This window comes from Streptomyces sp. Rer75 (genome assembly GCF_013414305.1).
In the GTDB taxonomy this organism is placed as follows: Bacteria; Actinomycetota; Actinomycetes; order Streptomycetales; family Streptomycetaceae; genus Streptomyces; species Streptomyces himastatinicus.
The window spans coordinates 1,758,702-1,777,371 of the sequence record NZ_CP058693.1 but is presented as its reverse complement, the minus strand read 5'-3'; the positions used below and the strand labels follow the sequence as shown (position 1 = coordinate 1,777,371).

At 72.5% G+C, this 18,670-nt stretch carries 17 protein-coding genes; 5 read left to right on the top strand and 12 right to left on the bottom strand.

Annotated elements, in window-relative coordinates:
• Window positions 1-7: 7 nt before the first annotated feature.
• The 7 genes from HYQ63_RS06945 to HYQ63_RS06915 form a co-directional block, all read right to left on the bottom strand.
• Window positions 8-1,168, bottom strand: a complete 1,161-nt coding sequence (locus tag HYQ63_RS06945) for an N-acetylglucosamine kinase (RefSeq protein WP_257231681.1) — start codon at window positions 1,166-1,168, stop codon at window positions 8-10.
• A gap of 4 nt (window positions 1,169-1,172) precedes the next feature.
• On the bottom strand, window positions 1,173-2,060 hold the full coding sequence (locus tag HYQ63_RS06940) for a phospholipid scramblase-related protein (RefSeq protein ID WP_179933041.1): 888 nt from the start codon (window positions 2,058-2,060) through the stop codon (window positions 1,173-1,175).
• A gap of 39 nt (window positions 2,061-2,099) precedes the next feature.
• On the bottom strand, window positions 2,100-2,777 hold the full coding sequence (locus HYQ63_RS06935; protein ID WP_179933040.1) for a uracil-DNA glycosylase: 678 nt from the start codon (window positions 2,775-2,777) through the stop codon (window positions 2,100-2,102).
• 58 nt (window positions 2,778-2,835) lie between these two features.
• Window positions 2,836-3,927, bottom strand: a complete 1,092-nt coding sequence (locus HYQ63_RS06930) for a sialidase family protein (RefSeq protein WP_179933039.1) — start codon at window positions 3,925-3,927, stop codon at window positions 2,836-2,838.
• Window positions 3,928-4,144: 217 nt separating this feature from the next.
• A complete protein-coding gene (locus HYQ63_RS06925) occupies window positions 4,145-4,816 on the bottom strand; it encodes a response regulator transcription factor (protein WP_179933038.1) in 672 nt (223 codons plus the stop codon).
• Between the two features lie 58 nt (window positions 4,817-4,874).
• Window positions 4,875-6,035, bottom strand: coding sequence for a sensor histidine kinase (locus HYQ63_RS06920; protein WP_179933037.1), 1,161 nt, complete (start codon window positions 6,033-6,035; stop codon window positions 4,875-4,877).
• A gap of 90 nt (window positions 6,036-6,125) precedes the next feature.
• Window positions 6,126-8,330, bottom strand: coding sequence for an MMPL family transporter (locus HYQ63_RS06915; protein ID WP_179933036.1), 2,205 nt, complete (start codon window positions 8,328-8,330; stop codon window positions 6,126-6,128).
• 213 nt (window positions 8,331-8,543) lie between these two features.
• Between HYQ63_RS06915 and HYQ63_RS06910 the strand changes: the two genes are divergently transcribed.
• Entirely contained in the window at window positions 8,544-8,915 is a 372-nt protein-coding gene (locus HYQ63_RS06910; protein WP_257231680.1) for a helix-turn-helix transcriptional regulator, read from the top strand.
• A gap of 29 nt (window positions 8,916-8,944) precedes the next feature.
• On the opposite strand, the gene HYQ63_RS06905 is transcribed toward HYQ63_RS06910, so the two are convergent.
• A complete protein-coding gene (locus tag HYQ63_RS06905; protein ID WP_179933034.1) occupies window positions 8,945-10,288 on the bottom strand; it encodes an FAD-dependent oxidoreductase in 1,344 nt (447 codons plus the stop codon).
• Window positions 10,289-10,525: 237 nt separating this feature from the next.
• Entirely contained in the window at window positions 10,526-11,197 is a 672-nt protein-coding gene (locus HYQ63_RS06900; RefSeq protein ID WP_179933033.1) for a DUF305 domain-containing protein, read from the bottom strand.
• A gap of 142 nt (window positions 11,198-11,339) precedes the next feature.
• Between HYQ63_RS06900 and HYQ63_RS06895 the strand changes: the two genes are divergently transcribed.
• Window positions 11,340-12,821 carry an LVIVD repeat-containing protein gene (locus HYQ63_RS06895; RefSeq protein WP_179933032.1) on the top strand — a complete coding sequence of 494 codons (1,482 nt, stop codon included), beginning with the start codon at window positions 11,340-11,342 and terminating at the stop codon, window positions 12,819-12,821.
• Window positions 12,822-12,837: 16 nt separating this feature from the next.
• Here the strand turns inward: HYQ63_RS06895 and HYQ63_RS06890 are convergent, their stop codons facing one another.
• On the bottom strand, window positions 12,838-13,497 hold the full coding sequence (locus HYQ63_RS06890) for a TetR/AcrR family transcriptional regulator (RefSeq protein WP_179933031.1): 660 nt from the start codon (window positions 13,495-13,497) through the stop codon (window positions 12,838-12,840).
• 149 nt (window positions 13,498-13,646) lie between these two features.
• Entirely contained in the window at window positions 13,647-14,264 is a 618-nt protein-coding gene (locus HYQ63_RS06885; RefSeq protein WP_179933030.1) for a hypothetical protein, read from the bottom strand.
• A gap of 105 nt (window positions 14,265-14,369) precedes the next feature.
• On the opposite strand from HYQ63_RS06885, the gene HYQ63_RS06880 reads away from it, so the two are divergent.
• A complete protein-coding gene (locus HYQ63_RS06880; protein ID WP_179933029.1) occupies window positions 14,370-15,116 on the top strand; it encodes a VOC family protein in 747 nt (248 codons plus the stop codon).
• Window positions 15,117-15,137: 21 nt separating this feature from the next.
• Here the strand turns inward: HYQ63_RS06880 and HYQ63_RS06875 are convergent, their stop codons facing one another.
• Window positions 15,138-16,016, bottom strand: a complete 879-nt coding sequence (locus HYQ63_RS06875) for a LysR family transcriptional regulator (RefSeq protein WP_179933028.1) — start codon at window positions 16,014-16,016, stop codon at window positions 15,138-15,140.
• 70 nt (window positions 16,017-16,086) lie between these two features.
• On the opposite strand from HYQ63_RS06875, the gene HYQ63_RS06870 reads away from it, so the two are divergent.
• Window positions 16,087-16,989, top strand: a complete 903-nt coding sequence (locus tag HYQ63_RS06870; RefSeq protein ID WP_179933027.1) for a DMT family transporter — start codon at window positions 16,087-16,089, stop codon at window positions 16,987-16,989.
• A 179-nt stretch (window positions 16,990-17,168) separates the two neighbouring features.
• Entirely contained in the window at window positions 17,169-18,605 is a 1,437-nt protein-coding gene (gene rox / locus HYQ63_RS06865) for a rifampin monooxygenase (RefSeq protein ID WP_179933026.1), read from the top strand.
• Window positions 18,606-18,670: the final 65 nt, after the last annotated feature.

The window sequence follows — 18,670 nt, the reverse complement described above, 5'->3', positions numbered from 1 at the left end:
CGTCACCTCACGCGGTGATGACGCTCAGCAGCCCCGCGTCCGGCGGCAGCCGCAGCTCCCCGGCGGCGAGCGCCGCCGCGATGCGCAGGGCGCCGTCCAGCGGGTCCCCGGCCGCCTCGGTGACCCGGACCCCCGGCAGCCGCGCGGCCAACTCGGCACGCAGGGGCGTCAGCAGGGGTGCGCCCATGCGGAAGAGGCCGCCGGTCAGCGCGACCTCACCGGACTCCAGCCGGGGGCAGACGGCCTCCGCGGCCTGGGCGATGTGACGGGCGGCGTCCCGCAGGACCGCCTCCGCGACCGGATCGCCCGCGGCGGCGCACCGGCCGACCTCCGGCGCGAAGGAGGCCAGGACGGCGGGCCGGTCGGGCCGCGGATACAGCTTGCCCGGCAGTTCGGCGGCCGGGCCGAAGACCGCTTCCAGCCGGGCCAGCAGCGGCTGCGAGCCGCCCTCGCGCCCGTCGTACGCGCGCATCGCGGCCTCCAGACCGGCCCGCCCGATCCACGCCCCGCCGCCGCAGTCGCCCAGCAGATGCCCCCAGCCGTCGGCCCGCCGCCACCCGGGCGCGCGGTCGCCGGGCGCGTCGCCCCCGGTCGTAGGCTCCCCGGGCGTACGGTCCCCGGCCGTACGGTCGCCGGGTGTGCCGTCGCCGGGGCGGCCCGGACCGCCCGGACCGCCCGGGCCGCCCGTGCGGTCACGCGCCGCGCTCCCGGCCGGGGCCACCGGTACCGGCAGCGGCACCGCGCCCAGCGCGATCAGGCCGGTGCCCGCGGCGACCACGGCGCCGGGCCGCTGGCCGAGCGCCCCGGCATAGCCGGTCACCGCGTCCGCGGCGAGCGCGAGGCGGCGTACCCCGAACTCCTCCGCGAGCGCGCCCGGCAGCGTCGCCCGCAGATCGTCGCCGAGGGAGGCCATTCCCGCGGCGCCCACGCAGACGGCCGCCGGGCGCGGCGCCCCGGCCCGGCGCAGCAGCTCATGGGCGGCGGGCAGCACCCGCTCCAGCAGCCCGGCCGCGTCGATGCCCCGGTCGCCGACCCCGGCGGGGGTGGCCGAGGCCCAGGTCAGCGGCGTCTCTGCGGCGCTGCCGAGCTGGGCTTCGGCGCGTGCCACGGCCACCCGTACGCCCGATCCGCCCGAGTCGATCCCGAGCACATGTGTCGCATCGTCCACCGGCTCAGCCGAACCCGCGGGCGTCCTGCTTGAGCGCGGTGTCCACGGTCAGGGCGGTGGCCACCACCAGGCTCAGCAGCGGGTCGGGAAGCTGACGGTGGATCTGGAGGACGTAGTTGTCCGCCGTCGTGAACATGGTCTTCGCCAGACCTTCCCAGGTCTTGGTGATCCGGGCGATCTCGGTGTCGGTGTGGTCGACGATGGCGAAGTTCCAGGCGCGCCAGTTCTCCGCCTTGATGGCGCCGATCTGCTGGCCGTTGACCTGTATCCCGAAGTTGATCTTGCCGATGGCGTTCTGCTGGACGATCTCGCCGACCGGCTGGCCGTCCGGGCGCTCCACCAGCACCTTGGACTTGATGAACTTGGCAGGCCGGGTGAGCACCAGATGCGGCTGCCCGGCCGCGTCCCGGATCTCCAGCTTGTGCGTCATGAACTGGTCGAGGCTCGACACGAACCGTGCGACCTTCTTGAGCGTGCTCTGACCGACCTGGACCACCGACCCGATGGCACGGCCGTGCTGGTCGAAGACGCCGTACTCATTGGTCAGCTCGATCAGCTTGGCCTTCTGGTTCACCACCAGCACCGGCTCGGTGAACAGCGTGCCGCCGCCGCCCGCGCCCGGGGCGACGTGCGCCTGCTGCTGCACCTGGTGCTGGACCTTGGCCGGGCTGGGGTGCGGCTGGGCGGCCTGCTGCGGCGGGAGCTGGCCCGGCTGCTGTCCGGGATGGCCGGGCTGCTGTCCGGGGTGGCCCTGCTGCTGTCCGGGCTGTGCGGGCTGCTGCCCCGGGTGGGTGTGCTCGGTCCACTGGGCGCCGTCCCACCAGCGCAGCTGGTTGGGGGTGCCCTGCGGGTCGGCGTACCAGCCCGCAGGGGTGTTCGGATGTGTCGTCATGGCGGGCAGACTACCCCTCGCCCACCTGGAAAGAAGCGCTCAGGGAAGGCGCCAGTCGACGGGTTGCGCTCCCTGCTGTACGAGCAGGTCGTTGGCCCGGCTGAACGGGCGCGAACCGAAGAATCCCCGGTCGGCCGACATGGGGGAGGGGTGCGCGGACTCGACCGAGGGAAGCGGCCCCAGCAGCGGACGGACATTGCGCGCGTCGCGGCCCCACAGGATGGACACCAGTGGACGGCCGCGCGCGGCGAGCGCCCGGATGGCCTGCTCGGTGACCTCCTCCCAGCCCTTGCCGCGGTGTGCCGCGGGGCGGCGCGGTGCCGTGGTGAGTGCCTTGTTGAGCAGCAGCACGCCCTGCCGGGTCCAGGGCGTCAGATCGCCGTTGGACGGGCGCGGCAGACCGAGGTCGGTGTGCAGCTCGCGGTAGATGTTCTCCAGGCTGCCGGGCAGCGGCCGCACCTCCGGCGCCACCGAGAAGCTCAGCCCCACCGCATGACCGGGCGTCGGATACGGATCCTGACCCACGATGAGGATCTTCACCTCGTCGAAGGGCTGCTGGAAGGCGCGCAGCACATTCGGTCCGGCGGGCAGATAGGTGCGGCCCGCCGCGATCTCGGCCCGCAGGAAGTCACCCATCGCCGCGATGCGCTCTTCCACGGGCTCAAGTGCCTTGGCCCAGCCCGGTTCCACAATTTCGTTCAACGGTCGTGCAGCCACACCGCGTCACTCTAGTGGCTCAGCGCGTGGCCGCGTGCCGTCTCACCCGGTCACGGTCTCATCCGATCACCGCCGCTCGCACGCAGAGCACATCGGGAAGGTACCGGGCGATCTGCTGCCAGTTCTCGCCCTCGTCCGCGCTCGCGTACACCTCCCCGTTGCGATTGCCGAAGTACACCCCGACCGGGTCCGCGTCATCCGTACGGAGCGCGTCCCGCAGCACCACCCCGTAGTGCGGCTCGCCCGGCAGCCCGGCGGACCGCTCCTCCCAGGACGCGCCCGCGTCCTCGGTGCGGAAGACCCGGCAGCGGTACTCCGGCGGATAGCGGTCCGAGCCGTCGGACACCGGGAAGAGATAGGCGACCCCGGCGCGCCGCGGATGGGCGGCGATCGCGAACCCGAAGTCGGCGGGCAGCCCCTTGCCGATCTCCTGCCAGTGCGCCCCGCGGTCGTCGCTGCGGTACACCCCGCCGTGGTTCTGGAGATACAGCCGGTCGGGATCGGTCGCGTCCTGCGCGATCTTGTGCACGCACTGCCCGAACTCGGGGTACTGATCGGGCAGGAACTCCGCCCTGAGCCCGCTGTTCGACGGCGCCCAGCTCGCCCCGCCGTCCGTCGACCGGTACACCCCGCCCGACGAGACGGCCACCGTCACCGCGTCGGCGTCCCGGGGATCGGTGACCACCGTGTGCACCGCCTGGCCGCCGAACCCCGCGCCCCACTCGGGCCGCTGCGGGTGGTCCCACAGGCTCCGGACGAACTCGAAGGTCTCGCCGCCGTCCTCGGAGCGGAACAGCGCGCCCGGCTGGGTGCCCGCGTAGACCACGTCGGGCGCGGCGGGCCCGGCCGGGTGCAGCTGCCACACCCGCTCCAGCGAGGTGTCGGTCCCCTCCGGGAACCGCACCGCCGGGCGGGCGGGTTCGTGCCAGCTCTCCCCGAGGTCGTCGGAGCGGAAGACCGAGGGGCCCCAGTGGGAGCTGTCCGCTCCGGCCAGCAGCCGCGGCGTGCCGGAGCGTCGGGTGTCGATGCCGACGGAGTACACCGCCTGCATGGGGAAGTGCGGCCCGGTGAAATCCCAGGTCGGGCCGGAGCGGCGGCGGCCGAGGAAGAGACCCTTGCGGGTGCCGACGGCGAGCAGAACATCGTCCATGACGGACTCACTCCTTGGGACGTAGGGAGAGGTGAGGGGGTGAGAAGAGCGACGTAGGATGTGTCCGACATCACAGAGTCTGCACCCCACCACTGACAACGGCCCGTGGAAGCGTCTTCCCGCAGGTCGGAGCGGGTGTCTCAGAACGGGTGTCCTTGACGTGGACCTCGCGGTCCTGCTCCGCCGCCGCGCCCGCGCCGACCCGCTCGTTCCTTGGTCAGCGCGGAGGCCGCGCGAGACCGGACTGATAGGCGAAGACGACCAGTTGGGCGCGGTCGCGGGCGCCCAGCTTCATCTTGGCGCGCTGGACGTGGGTGCGTACGGTCAGCGGGCTGACGAACAGGTCCTCGGCGATCTCGGCGTTGGACTTGCCGTCCGCGACGAGCGCCATCACCTCGCGCTCCCGGGCGGTGAGGGCGGCCAGGTGCTCGGGGAGCGCGGTGGCCGCGCCGGGCTCGGGGGTGGCGAGGAAGTGGGTGATGAGGGAGCGCGTGGCCGCGGGGGACAGCAGCGCGTCACCGGAGGCCACGGTGCGGATGCCGTCGAGGAGCGCCTCGGCGGAGACGTCCTTGCCGAGGAAGCCGCTGGCGCCGACGCGCAGCGCCCGGGCGACGTGTTCGTCGGTCTGGAACGTCGTGAGGATGAGGACCCGGGTGGCGTGCAAGTCCGGGTCGGCGCAGATGGCGTCGGTCGCGGCGAGGCCGTCGGTGCCGGGCATGCGGATGTCCATGACGACGACATCGGGGCGGGTGGCGCGGGTGAGCTCGACGGCCCTGGCGCCGTCGGCGGCCTCGTCGACCACCTCCATGTCCGCGCAGGAGTCGATCAGTATCCGGAAGGTCGCCCGCAGCAGGGTCTGGTCGTCGGCGAGCAGCACGCGGATGGTCATCGGGGCCCTTCCGGGGTGGGTCGGTCAAGGGGGATGGAGGCCGGGGGAAGCGAACGGGTCAGGCGTGGACGGGCAGTTCGGCGGTGACGGCGAAGCCGCCCTCGGGGCGTGGGCCCGACTGGAGGCGGCCCCCGGCGGACCGGACGCGCTCCCGCATGCCGATCAGGCCGAACCCGCCGCCGGGAGCCGGTGCGGGCGGGGTGGTGCCGCCGTCGTCGCTGACGGTGAGGGTCAGCCGGTCACCGGCGTACGCGAGCCTCACCCGCGCCGCGTCGACAGCGGCGTGCTTGGTGACGTTGGTGAGCGCCTCCTGCACGATCCGGAAGGCGGTCAGATCCACCCCGGGCGACAGCGGCCGCTCCTCGCCGTCGACCGTGACGGTGACCCGGAGCCCGGCGGAGGCGAACGCGGAGACCAGCTCGGGCAGCCTGCCGAGTCCGGGCGCCGGTTCCAGGGAATCCTCGGGGCCGTCGTCGGACTCGCGCAGCAGACCGACGGTGGCCTGGAGTTCGCGCAGTGCCGAGGAGGTCGTACCGGCCAGTTCGGTGAGGATCTTCTCGGCCTGCCCGGGGCGGGTGCGGACGAGGTGGGCGGCGGTGCCGGCCTGGGCGTTGGCCAGGGCCATGTGATGGGCCACGACGTCGTGCAACTCGCGGGCGATGCGGATGCGTTCCTCCGCGACGCGGTGGCGCGCCTCCTGCTCGCGGGTGCGTTCGGCGTGCTCGGCGCGTGCGCGTACGGCGTCCAGATAGCCGCGCCGCGCCCGGACCGCCGAGCCCTGGACGACCGGCAGTGCGACCCAGAAGGCGAGGCCGACCGTCTTGTACGTCCAGGGCTGGTCGCTCCGGCCGGACAGCAGCGCCGTGACGACGACCAGCGCGATGACGGCGCAGCAGGAGGCGTACGCGGTCCGCGGCGGGACGCGGACGGTCAGCGCGTAGAGCGCCACGATCACCGGAAGCAGCAGCAGCGGACTGACCGGGTAGCCCAGCGGGTTGGAGACCCCGGCGCAGACCGCGGTGAGGGCGACGACCGGGCCGGGGTGACGGCGCCGCCACAGCAGCGAGAGGCAGGCGGCGGTCGCGATGAGCAGCCCGGGTAACCAGCCGGGCCCGCCCCGGTCGTACTGCTTGCCGGTGGCCGCGCACACCAGCAGCAGGAACGCCGCCTCGACGAGGCGGGGGTGATGAGCGGCGTACCGCCGCCAGCCGGTGAGCAATGGGGTCCTCCGGTCGGGGATGTGGGCCCATAGTGGGTGACGGCGGGCGGACGGCCAACCGGACCGTGCGCCCGCCGTGCGGCGCAGGCGTCAGACGCGCACCGGGTCCTGCTGATCCGACGCGACTTTGCGGACGCGCCCGAGAGCCTCGCCCTCCACGTCGACGCGCGGCAGCAGCCGGTCCAGCGGGCGCGGCAGCCACCAGGCCGCCTTGCCGAGCAGGGCGAGGGCGGCGGGCACGAACGCCATGCGGACGACGAAGGCGTCGAACAGGACGGCACCGGCCAGACCGAAGCCGACCATCTTCACCATGGAGTCACCGGCCGTCATGAACCCGGAGAACACCGCCATCATGATCAGCGCGGCCGCCGCCACGATCCGGGCGCTGTGGCGGAACCCGGTGGCCACGGCCTGTCCCGGCCGCTCCCCGTGGACATGTGCCTCGCGCATCCGGGAGACCAGGAAGACCTCGTAGTCCATGGCGAGACCGAAGACGATGCCCACCAGGAAGATCGGCATCATGCTCATGATCGGGCCGGTCTGCTCGACACCGATGAGCCCGGCTCCGTGCCCCTGCTGGAAGACCAGGACGATCGCGCCGAGGGACGCGAGGACCGAGAGGAGATAGCCGAGCGCGGCCTTGAGGGGGACCAGCACGGAACGGAAGACCACCAGCAGCAGGACGAAGGCCAGCCCGACCACGACCGCGAGGTAGGGGACCAGCGCGTTCTGCATCTTCTGCGCGACGTCGATGTTCAGCGCGGTGGTGCCGGTGACCTCGAAGGTGGCACCGGTGGCGGCCTCGGTCGCGGGGCGCTCGCCGCGGATGGTGTGGACGAGGTCCTTCGTCCGCTCGCTGGTGGGCGCGGCGGACGGGACGGCGGACAGCACCGCGGTGTCCCGCGCCGCGTTGAACCGGGCCGGGGATACGGAGACCACGCCCTCGGTGCGGGCGAGCGTGCCGGAGACCGCCGCCACCGCGCGCTTCGGGTCGTCGGCCCTCCGGGTGTCCACGACGACGGTCAGGGGGCCGTTGAACCCGGGGCCGAAGCCATCGGCGAGGGCGTCGTAGGCGCGTCGCTCCGTGGTCGCGGTGGACTTGGCCTCGTCACCGGGCATGCCCATCCGCAGGTCCAGCGCCGGTACGGCGAGCGCGCCCAGGCCGACGACCGAGGCGACCAGCACGGGTACGGGGCGACGCAGGACGAACCGGGCCCAGCGGGTGCCCGTGTTCCCCGCATCGCTCTCCGCGGCTCCGGTCGAGCCGCTTGCGCCCTTGCGGACCCGGCGCGCCAGGACGGCGTTCGGCCAGAAGCCGAGCAGCGCCGGGACCATGGTCAGCGCGATCAGCACGCCCGTCAGGACCGCACCCGCGGCGCCCCAGCCCATGGTGGTCAGCATCGGGACGCCGATCACGGAGAGCCCGGCCAGCGCGATGACGACGGTGAGCCCGGCGAAGACCACGGCGGAACCGGCGGTGCCCGCGGCCAGCCCGGCCGCCTCCTGGGGCTCGTACCCCCTGGCCCGCTCCTCGCGGTAGCGGGACACCACGAACAGGGAGTAGTCGATGCCGACCGCGAGCCCGAGCATCATGGCCAGCTCGCCGGTCGTCGAGGACAGTCCGAGGACGTTGCCCAGCGCGATGAGCGAGGCCATGCTGATGCCGACGCCGAGGAGCGCGGTGAGCAGCGGCAGCCCGGCGGCGGCCAGGGAGCCGAAGGTGATCAGCAGCACCACCGCGGCGATGCCGACGCCGATCACCTCGCCCGCCCCGGCCGGTGCCTCGGTGGCCAGGGCGCTCCCGCCCGCCTCGACGGTCAGACCCGCGTCCCGGGCCTGCTCGATGGCGTCCCTCACCTCCTCCCGGCTGGCGTCGGTGACGTCGTCCTCCTTCACCTGGTAGGTGACGGTGGCGTACGCCGTGGAGCCGTCCTCGCTCACCCCGCGCCCGTCGAACGGGCTCTCCACGTCGGCCACCTGCGGCCCGTCGGCCACCTCGGTCACCAGCGCGTCGATGGCCGAGCGGCGCGCGGCCGAGGTGACCTTCTGCCCGTCCGGGGCGACGAAGACGATCCGGACGCCCGCGCCGTCCGCCTCGGCGCCGGGGAAGCGCTCGTTGATCAGGTCGAACGCCTTCTGGGCCTCGATGCCCGGCATCGAGGACGAGTCGTCGGGAGGCTCGGAGGCGTTGGCGGCGCCGAAGACGACGACGGTCAGGACGGCCGTCCACAGGAGCGCGACGAGGTGGCGCCGCCGGAAGGCCCAACGGCCCAGTCGATATAAGAAGGTCGCCATGGAAGAGGTCTCCGCATCTGCTCTCGGGAACCTCACCAGCCTTTCCGGACGGGCCCCGCCCGTCGTCGTCCGCACCGACAATCCCGGCTACTCACTATCAAGTACGGCCCGCGCCCGCGTCGTCGTCCTGCCGTTGTTGTACGGCGGATGTCAAACTACGAGGAGCTTCGTACCATGGTGGGTCCCGGAACGACGCGACGAGGAGCAGCAGTCGTGCAGACGCAGACCACGCCTCAGGCGCAGGGGACGGGCCGTTCGCTGGAGCATCCGCGACGCGAGGACATCCGGCTGGAGGACGTGCTGCACGCGCTGTCCGACCCCATGCGGCTGCGGGTCGTGCGGACCCTGGCCGAGGAGGGCTGCGACCTGTCCTGTTCGGTGTTCGACCTGCCCGTCAGCAAGTCGACCACCACCCACCACTTCCGGGTGCTGCGCGAATGCGGTCTGATCCACCAGATCTACCGGGGCACCGCCAAGATGAACGCCCTGCGCCGGGAGGACCTGGACGCGCTGTTCCCCGGCCTGCTCGACAGCGTCCTGACCGCCGTCGTCCGCCAGGACGACCGGGCGGGCGACCACGGCTGAGGCGCGCCGGGTCCACGGGGTGCGCCGGTTCAGTCCTCCCCGCGGGCCGCGCCCAGCAGGCCCGTCCAGTCCGGGATCTTCACCCTCGTACGGCCCAGCGCCTCCCCGAGCGTCACCTCCGCCGCCTCGATCCGCAGCCACCCCGTCCACTCGACCGGCTCCACACCCGCCGCGCGCAGCGCGGCGAGGGGGTCCTCGGCCACCGGCCGCGCCGCCAGGACGTCCGCGTCGGCGAGCAGCGAGGCGACCGTCTCCTTGGCGCACGGACGGTTGGTGCCGATCACCCCGGTCGGCCCGCGCTTGATCCACCCCGCCACGTACTCACCGGGCGCGGGCACACCGCCGCGCAGCACCCGCCCCGCCGCGTTCGGCACGGTGCCCCGCCGCTCGTCGAACGGCACCCCGGGCAGCGGAACGCCCCGGTAGCCCACCGACCGCAGCACCAGCTGCGCCTCGATGTCCTCGAAGACGCCCGTGCCCGCCACCCCGCCCCGCCCGTCCGACGCGGTCCGCTCGAACCGTACGGCGCGCACCGCGCCCTCGCCGAGCAGCGCCGCGGGCCGCAGGAAGAAGCGCAGATGGATGCGGCGCGGACGGCCCATGGGCTCGCGCCGCGCCCAGTCGCGCAGCACCTCGACGTTGCGCCGGTTGGCCGCGGGCAGCCCCGAGGGGTCGCCGTACGCCGGGTCCAGCGCCAGCTCCTCGGGCGTTACGAGCACATCGGCACCGGTCAGCGAACCCAGCTCGCGCAGCTCCTTGGTGGTGAACTTCGCCTGCGACGGACCGCGCCGCCCGACCACGTGCACATCGGCGACCTGGCTGTCGGCGAGCGCGCCGAGGGCGAGATGGGGCACGTCGGTGGGCCGCAGCTCCTCCGCCCCGCGGGCCAGGATGCGTGCCACGTCCACCGCGACGTTGCCGACCCCGACGACGACGGCGGAGCGCGCGCCGAGCGCGAAGGCGTCGCCGGGGGCGTCCGGATGGGCGCTGTACCAGGAGACGAACTCGGTGGCGGAGTAGCTGCCGGACAGCTCCTCGCCGGGCACCCCGAGCCGCCGGTCGGTCGCCGCGCCCACGCAGTAGACCACCGCGTGGTAGAGCCCGAGCAGCCGCTCGGGTACCAGCGGCGGGGGACCCACGTGCACATTGCCGAGGAAGCTGACCCGTGGGTGCTCCAGGACCGCGCGCAGGGTGTTCTGGAGCGACTTGATCTTCTCGTGGTCGGGCGCGACGCCGTAGCGCACCAGCCCGTACGGGCAGGGCAGCCGGTCCAGCACATGCACCGACACCTCGGGTACGGCCTGCTGCTGGACGAGCGCCTGGGCGGCGTAAACGCCGCTCGGCCCGGATCCCACGACGGCGACGCGAAGCACGGAGGAGCTCCTTCCGCAGGCTGTCTCCAGCATCGCACCCGGCGGGCGGCGGTGTGCGGTGCTACGCGCCGGGCGACGAGGACGAGTGACGGAAGGGGCTCCTGGTGTACGCGAGGCGCCGACACAAGCCGCTTACGAGGCCCGCTCAGGCGAGCCGCTTGGGCAAGCCACTCAGGCGAGCCGCTCGGGCGGGCCGCCCGAGCAAAGCCGCTCGGGCGGGCCGCTTGGGCGAGCCGCTCACGTCACCCGCTGCATCCGGCGGATCTCGCTGCTCTGCTGGGCGATCACATCGTTGGCCATCTCCTCCACCCGGACGTTGTTGCCCCGGCCGAGCACATCCGTCGCCATGGAGACCGCGCCCCGGTGGTGGGCGATCATCAGCTTGAGGAAGAGCGCGTCGAAGCCCGTGCCCTTGGCGGAGCGCAGCGCGTCCAGCTGCTTCGGCGTGGCCATGCCGGGCATGTCCGCCGTCCCGCCGTGGTGGTGCTTGTCGGCCGCACCGCCGCCGGACGTCTGCTGCCAGCCCCGCATCGCGTCGATCTCCGGCCCCTGCGCCGCCGCGATGCGCTCGGCGATCCGTCTGACCTTGGCCGATCTCGCGCGGTCGGGGGCGAGGTCGGTCATGACCAGGGCCTGCTGATGGTGCTCGATCATCATGGCGACGTAACGGCGGTCGGCGGCGTTCGGGGAGTCGTCGTCGCCCGCCTTCGCCGCCTCCTCGGCCGACAGCGTCTGTGCCGCCTCGCCCGGCCGCCCCGGGGCGATCACCGCGGGCTTTCCGTCCTTCCCCTTCCCGGTGTCCTGCCTGCCGCCGTCCGGCTCACAGCCGGTGAGGGCGAGCATCACGGCGGCGGCCGTCGCCGCGAACGCGAGGGATGCGGCGTGAAGCCTCGTACGCCGGTGCAACACCGTTGCCTCCAGGGGAAGTCGGGATCTTCGTTACGACTATGTTGCCGTCTGTTGTGGTGTACATGAGAGGCGCGATACTGCCCACGTCGTCCAATGAACCGTTCAACTCCGAACGGGCACAAGGGACGTAAGGGAGGACGCAGTGAAGCCGTGGGAAAGATCCCCGCAGCGGCGCAGATATCTCGGTGCGGCCGTAGCCGCCTTCGGCCTGGTGGCCTCGTTGCTGGCGGCGAGCCCCGCGGTCGCGACACCGGACCCCGGTGACGCGCCGCACAGCGAGCGGATGACGAAGGATCAGGCATCCGGCACCAGGGCCGCCATCGAGAACGGCGAGGTCCCCGGGGTGGACGAGATCGTTCACAGCGACAACGTCAGTCACCTCACCAACATCCCCAAGCAGGACCTCAAGGGAACCAATTCGGACCTCGCTTTCCAGGGCAAGTACGCCTTCGCGGGCAACTACGACGGCTTCGTCATCTACGACATCAGCCGCCCGAAGCGCCCGGAGGTCGTCAGCCAGGTGCTCTGCCCCGGTGGGCAGAACGACATCTCGGTCTCCGGGGACCTGCTCTTCCTCTCCACCGACTCCTCGCGCAGCGACAACTCCTGCAACAGCACCACGCAGCCCGCCACCGAGAAGTCCTCCTGGGAGGGCATGAAGGTCTTCGACATCAGCGACAAGCGCAACCCGCGCTACGTCGCCGCCGTCGAGACCTCGTGCGGTTCGCACACCCACACCCTGGCGCCCGACCGCAAGAACGTGTACGTCTACGTCTCCTCGTACTTCCCCAGCGAGACCTTCCCGGACTGCCAGCCCCCGCACGACGGCATCTCCGTCATCAAGGTGCCCCGCAAGGCGCCCGAGAAGGCCGCGGTCGTCGACTTCCCCGTCCTCTTCCCGGACGGCGGCAACCCCGGCGATCCCGCCAACCCGGGCGTCAGCGAGACCACCGGCTGCCATGACCTCACCACGTTCCCCAAGCTGAAGCTGGCGGCGGGCGCGTGCATGGGCGACGGCATCCTCCTCGACATCGCCGACCCCGCGAAGCCACGGGTCATCGACCGGGTCGAGGACAACGTCAACTTCGCCTTCTGGCACTCGGCGACCTTCAACGAGCGCGGAAACAAGGTCGTGTTCACCGATGAGCTGGGCGGTGGCACGAGCGCGACCTGCAACGAGGCGACCGGCCCGACGCGCGGCGCCGACGGCATCTACGACATCGTCGGCAAGGGCGACAAGCGGAAGTTGAAGTTCCGTAGCTACTACAAGATCCCGCGCCACCAGGCAGCCACCGAGAACTGCGTCGCCCACAACGGCTCGCTGCTCCCCGCCAAGGGCCGCGACATCATGGTCCAGGCGTGGTACCAGGGCGGCGTGTCCATCTGGGACTTCACCGACTCCACCCGCCCCAAGGAGATCGGCTACTTCGAACGCGGCCCGATCTCGGCCGACAAGCTGGTCTCCGGCGGCTCCTGGTCCGCGTACTACTACAACGGCCACATCTACTCGAACGACATGAGCAAGGGCTTCGACGTCCTGAAGATCGACGACCGGCGCACGGACAGCGCCCGGTCGGTGCGGCTGCGCGAGCTGAACGTCCAGACGCAGCCGGACTACCGCTGACAGCTCGCCTGAGCGCTCAGCCTGTCTGATCCTTTTCCGGCTGGTCGTTCACCGGGACCCCGCCGGGCGGCTCCCCGCCCGGCGGGACACCCAGCTCCCAGTCCAGCCCATAGCGCTGGAACAGCTCCGTCCGCAGTCGCTCCGGCTCCATCGGCGCCCCCGGCAGCAGCACCGCGACCACCGCGCCCATCAGCAGCGCGCGCAGCAGCCGGTAGTCGGCCTCCGGGTCCCGGGAGCCGTAACGGGTCACCGTGTCGCGCAGCAGGGCGGCCAGCCGCTGCTGCTCCGGGCACTGGATGAACCCCTCCGCGGTCAGGATCCCCGCCATGTGCGTACGCATCAGCCGCGGTTGGTCCCGGGCGAGCCCCAGGATCGCGTCGATCGCGCGTGCCAGCAGTTCGCGGCCCGCGCCCGCGCCCTCCGGGCGCGGCTCGCGCTCCAGCGCCTTGGCCAGTTCCCTGTGCATCAGCCGGTGCACGGCGGTCTGGAGCAGCTGGCGCTTGCCCGGGAAGTAGTACGAGACCAGCCCGCGCGCGGCCCCCGCCCGGTCGGCGATGTCGGCGAGCGTCGTCGCCTCGTAGCCGCGCTCACCGACCAGTTCCACCGTCGCTTGCAGCAGACGGGCCTGGGACCGGCGGCGCAACTCCTCATTGACCGATGGGCTGCGGGGGGACAAGCTGTAACTCCTGCGTTGGTTGGCTGCGAGCCAATATACTCAGGCGGCAGGATGCCGTCCGGCGATCTTTCGAGGATGGCTCGTAACCTCCGCCGGTTCGGGCGACGCGGGGGATCGTCCGAACCGGCGGTTTCATCTCCCTGCGGACGTCAGCTCGCCGACGTGACGGTGAAGTTGAACCGGCTGATCTCGTCGAAGCCGCACTGGTCGTCCTCGCCGTAGGAATACCCGTGGGTGAAGAAGTAGCCGGTGCCCGCCTTGGCGGTCTTGGCGATCTTGATGCGCATCGTGGCGTCCGTGTGCTCGCCCGGCTTCACCATGCCCAGCGTGGCGAAGTCGTAGTTGTCGAGCGGCTCCGCGCCCTCACCCTCGATGGGCTTCCACGCGCCGGTCTGCGGGTTGAACCACTCGACCGTGATGCCGAGTTCGGCGACATCGTCGATCTCGGGGTCGGCGGTACCGGGATAGAGGCCGATGACGGTCTCCATCACCGTGACCGTGGAGACGTTGGTGACGCGATAGGTGAACTCGTGCCATCCGGACCCGGCGACGATCGTGCTCGGCAGTCCGCGCAGCCCCGTCTTCCCCCGCTCCTCATCGGGAATGCCGGAGCAGAAGGTCGGGCGGGTGTACGTCGGAGACGGCGACGGCTCGGCAGTGGCCGCGGGCGCGTTCCCCGTCGCCTGCGCGGCGGGGACGGCGAGCAGTGTCGCGGAGCCGAGGGCGGCGACGGCGGCGGCAGCCGACAGGGCACGGCGAAGCTTCATGGATTCCTCTCAGGAAAGCCGTAGGCGGGCGCTTACATGACCCACCGCCCCCGCACAGGGTTGCGCTCCGCGGGGAGCGAAGATCCACGCTGGCAGGATGTTGCCATGACGAAGCATCAATCTGATGACGGCGAAGCTCTGGTGACGCCCTGTCAGGAATCCGTGAACGCCTTCTGCTGGATGGACCTCAAGACCCGTGATCTGCCCGGCACCACCGCCTTCTTCTCGAAGACGCTGGGCTGGCACTTCGCGGTGGACGAGGAGGACTGGCGCCAAGCCACCGTGATAGCCGTCGACGGCCACCGGATCGGCGGCGTGAGCGACCTCGCGCAACCGGTCTACCCACCGGAAACCCCCGCGCACATCGCCTCCTACCTCGCGGTCGACGACGTCGACCTCCGCACCGAAGCGGCGACGGCGCACGGTGCCCGCCTCGTCGTCCCTCCCTTCGACGCGGGCGATCAGGGCCGCATGGCGACCTTGATCGATCCGGTGGGCGCCGCCTTCTCCCTGTGGCAGCCGTATCGGTTCACCGGATGGGGGTTCCCGCCCCGCACCGCGGGCGCCCCCCACCGCATGGTCCTGGCGTGCGAGGAGCCGGACCGGGCCCGGCGCTTCTACCGCGAGACGACGGGCGCCCGTCTTGCCCGCGCCGACTTCGTCACCGCACCCGGACCCCTCACTGCTGCCCCGCAGTGGGAACTCGTCGTCGCCGTCGAGGATCTGGACGGCGTCCTCGCGCGCGCCCGCGACCACGGCCCGGGCGCCGTCACCTGGTGGGACGAGACCGGTCGCCGCGACGCGAGGGTGAGCAGCCCGGAGGGGCTGACCGTCCGCGTCCGCCGCGTCTGAAAAGCCGGGGTGGCGCGTCGATCACCCGGTGGCGCGCCCCGCCCCGTCGGCCGCGATGACCTGGTGGGCGAGCGCCACCAGGTTCGGGATGGCCGGGTGCCCCAGCCCCTCGCGCCAGGCCAGGACGACGGGAATGTCCGGGGCGTCCGCGAGCGGGCGGAAGACCAGCGAGGGGTGGGTGTGATGGCTCGGGGTGGCCGAGGTGGAGATCCCCACGGCGCGGCCCGCCGCGATGGCGACGAGCCACTCGTCGGTGTTGGTCACCTCGATGGCCGCGACGGGTCGGGCCGTCGGCGGCCACAGGTCCATCGTCGTGGTGCCGGAGACGGTGTTGAGGGCGATCGGATGGGCGGCGAGGTCCGCCAGGGTGACCCGGGGGAGGGTCGCCAGCGGGCTGTCCGCGGGCATGACCACCACCCGCTCCTCGGACATCAGCAACTCCGTGCGGAGCCCGTCCGCGGTGACCTCGCCGCGCAGCAGGGCCGCGTCGACCTTCCCCTGGGTGAGGCCCGCCGTGCGGTCGTCGATGCGGAGCAGCTCCAGCGGGGTGCCGGGGTGGGTCTCGTCCCAGCGGCGCAGCAACGGGATGGTGTGGTCGCCGAGCGCCGCCCACGGGTGGCCCAGCCGTAGCGGCCAGCGTCGGAGGCCCCGGGGGTCGAGTGCGGTCTCTACGGCGGCCAGGGCGGCGAGGGCCTTGTCGCGGAACATACGGCCCTCCGTGGTCAGCTGGAGGTGATGGGTCGAGCGGTCGACGAGGCGGGTGCCGAGGTGCTCCTCGACCTGGCGCAGCGTGCGCGAGAGCGCGGGCTGGCTCAGATGGAGACGGGCGGCGGCACGGGTGACGTTGCCCTCCTCGGCGATGGCGAGGAAGGCGCGCAGATGCCGCAGCTCGATGGTCATGCCCGAGAAGCATAACCGCAGGAAATCGCGCATTTCACAGGGCGTGGGCCGGGTTCCTAGCGTGTGGGGCATGACATCCCCGGCGCACAGCTCTTCCGCGACGACGACCGCCCCCGTCCTCCTTCGCCACACCCCCGGCCGTGGCACGCTCGGCGGCGTCGGCCTGGTCCTCATCGGCACCGTGTCCGTCCAGTTCGGGTCGGCGTGCGCCGCGCTGCTGTTCCCCCGGGCCGGGGCGCTCGGCACGGTCGCGCTGCGGATCACGATCGCCGCGTTGCTGCTGCTGGTCGTCACCCGGCCCCGGCTGCGCGGATACGCGCGCACCGACTGGGCGGTGGCCTGCGGGTTCGGCCTGGCCCTGGGCGGCATGAACATCCTCTTCTACCAGGCGGTCGACCGCGTCCCGCTGGGGGCGGCGGTCACCATCGAGGTGCTCGGCCCGCTGCTGCTGTCGGTCGCCGCCTCGCGCCGCGCCACCAGCCTGCTGTGGGCCGGTCTCGCCCTGGCCGGGGTGTACCTGCTGGGTCACGGCGGCTTCGGGCAGCTCGACGCCGCGGGCGTGGCCTTCGCGCTCGGCGCCGGGGTCATGTGGGCGGCGTACATCGTCCTCAACGCCCGCGCCGGCGCCCGCTTCCCGCGCCTGGACGGCCTGACGATCGCGATGTCCGTCGCCGCGCTGATCAGCCTGCCGCTGGGCGTCGGGGCATCGGGCGGGGCACTGCTGGAGCCGACGGCGCTCGGCCTGGGCCTGGCGATCGCGGTGATGAGCTCGGGCGTGCCCTACGCCCTGGAACTGCTCGCCCTGCGACGGCTGCCCGCGGCGACCTTCGCGGTCCTCACGAGCCTCGCCCCTGCCGTCGCCGCGGCGGCGGGCTATCTGGTGCTGGACCAGGGCCTGTCGCTGCCGCAGTGCGCCGCGATCGCCATGGTGGTCACGGCGAGCGCGGGCGCGGTGCGCACGGGCAGCCGCTGAGACGGCAAATGCGACGGCAAAACGAAAGGCAAGGAGGTCACCCACTCCTTGCCACTCTCAACATATAGCGCACCAGGGGCCTTGCGGCAAGGCCCCGGTCCTGCCGCAGAATGACCCGCCCAGGGCCGGAACCTGGGGAATTCGGTGATTCGCGAAGTGCGTATGTGGGTGGGGCTTTCATGATTGACGTGATCGTGGTCGGCGGCGGACCGACCGGGTTGATGCTGGCCGCCGAGTTGCGGCTGCACGGCGTGCACGTGGTCGTGCTGGAGAGGCTGACCGAGCCGACCCGGCAGTCCCGCGGGCGCGGTCTGCATGCGCGCAGCGTCGAGATGATGGACCAGCGCGGCCTGCTGGACCGGTTCCTCGCGGTCAGCTCGACGTTCCAGGTCGGTGGCCTCTTCGGCGGCATCATCAAGCCGTGGCCGGACCGGCTGGACACGGCGCATCCGTACGGCCTGGCCATCTCGCAGCAGCTCACCGAGCGGCTGCTCAACGAGCGTGTCCTCGAAGCCGGGGCCGAGATCCGGCGCGGCTGCGAAGTGGTCGGGCTGAGCCAGGACGAGGACGGGGTGACCGTCGAGCTGGCGGACGGTACGCACCTGCGCTCGCGCTACCTCGTCGGCTGCGACGGCGGCCGCAGCCTGGTGCGCAAGCGTCTCGGCGTCGGCTTTCCCGGCGAGCCCGCCACGGTCGAGACGCTGCTGGGGGACATGGAGGCGACCGAGGACCCGGCGGTGATCGCCGCCGTCGTCGAGGAAGTCCGCAAGACCCAGCTGCGGTTCGGCGCCATCCCCGACGTGGACGGGAACGAGGGGGTGTACCGCATCGGCGTGCCCGCCGACGGCGTGGCGGAGGACCGTACGTCCGCCCCGACCCTGGAGGAGTTCCGTCAGCAGCTGCGGGCCACCGCGGGCACCGACTTCGGCGTGCACGCGCCGCGCTGGCTGTCCCGGTTCGGCGACGCCACCCGGCAGGCCGAGCGCTACCGGGTCGGCCGGGTGCTGCTGGCGGGCGACGCGGCGCACATCCACCCGCCGACCGGCGGGCAGGGGCTCAACATCGGTGTCCAGGACGCGTTCAACCTCGGCTGGAAGCTGGCCGCCGCGGTGGACGGCTGGGCGCCGGACGGGCTGCTGGACACCTACCACGCCGAACGGCACCCGGTGGGCGCCGCCGTGCTGGACAACACCCGCGCGCAGATGGCGCTGCTGGGGACCGATCCGGGCGCGACCGCGCTGCGCGAGCTGTTCTCGAAGCTGATGGACTTCGAGGAGGTGAACCGGTACGTGACCGGGATCATCACCGCGGTCGACGTCCGCTACGACATCGGCGAGGGCCACGAACTGCTCGGCCGGAGGCTGCGGAACGTGGCGCTGAAGCGGGGGCGTCTCTACGACCTGATGCACGGCGGCCGCGGGCTGCTGCTCGACCAGACCGGCCGGCTCTCGGCGGCGGGCTGGGCGGACCGGGTCGACCACGTCGTCGACGTCAGCGAGGAACTGGACGCGCCCGCGGTGCTGGTGCGGCCGGACGGCCATGTGGCGTGGGTCGGCGAGGACCAGCAGGATCTGCTCGGCCGCCTGCCCCAGTGGTTCGGCGCCGCCGTCGGCTGACCGCTCGGAGGAGCCGGGGTGGGGGCTCAGCCCGGAGGAGCCGGGGTCGGGGCTCAGCCCGGAGG

Excerpts from the sequence above, each read along its gene's own strand:
- HYQ63_RS06940 (WP_179933041.1), bottom strand. The coding sequence starts at position 2,060 with ATGACGACACATCCGAACACCCCTGCGGGCTGGTACGCCGACCCGCAG.
- HYQ63_RS06930 (WP_179933039.1), bottom strand. The coding sequence starts at position 3,927 with ATGGACGATGTTCTGCTCGCCGTCGGCACCCGCAAGGGTCTCTTCCTC.
- HYQ63_RS06925 (WP_179933038.1), bottom strand. The coding sequence starts at position 4,816 with ATGACCATCCGCGTGCTGCTCGCCGACGACCAGACCCTGCTGCGGGCG.
- HYQ63_RS06915 (WP_179933036.1), bottom strand. The coding sequence starts at position 8,330 with ATGGCGACCTTCTTATATCGACTGGGCCGTTGGGCCTTCCGGCGGCGC.
- HYQ63_RS06885 (WP_179933030.1), bottom strand. The coding sequence starts at position 14,264 with ATGAAGCTTCGCCGTGCCCTGTCGGCTGCCGCCGCCGTCGCCGCCCTC.
- HYQ63_RS06880 (WP_179933029.1), top strand. The coding sequence starts at position 14,370 with ATGACGAAGCATCAATCTGATGACGGCGAAGCTCTGGTGACGCCCTGT.
- HYQ63_RS06875 (WP_179933028.1), bottom strand. The coding sequence starts at position 16,016 with ATGACCATCGAGCTGCGGCATCTGCGCGCCTTCCTCGCCATCGCCGAG.
- HYQ63_RS06870 (WP_179933027.1), top strand. The coding sequence starts at position 16,087 with ATGACATCCCCGGCGCACAGCTCTTCCGCGACGACGACCGCCCCCGTC.
- rox (WP_179933026.1), top strand. The coding sequence starts at position 17,169 with ATGATTGACGTGATCGTGGTCGGCGGCGGACCGACCGGGTTGATGCTG.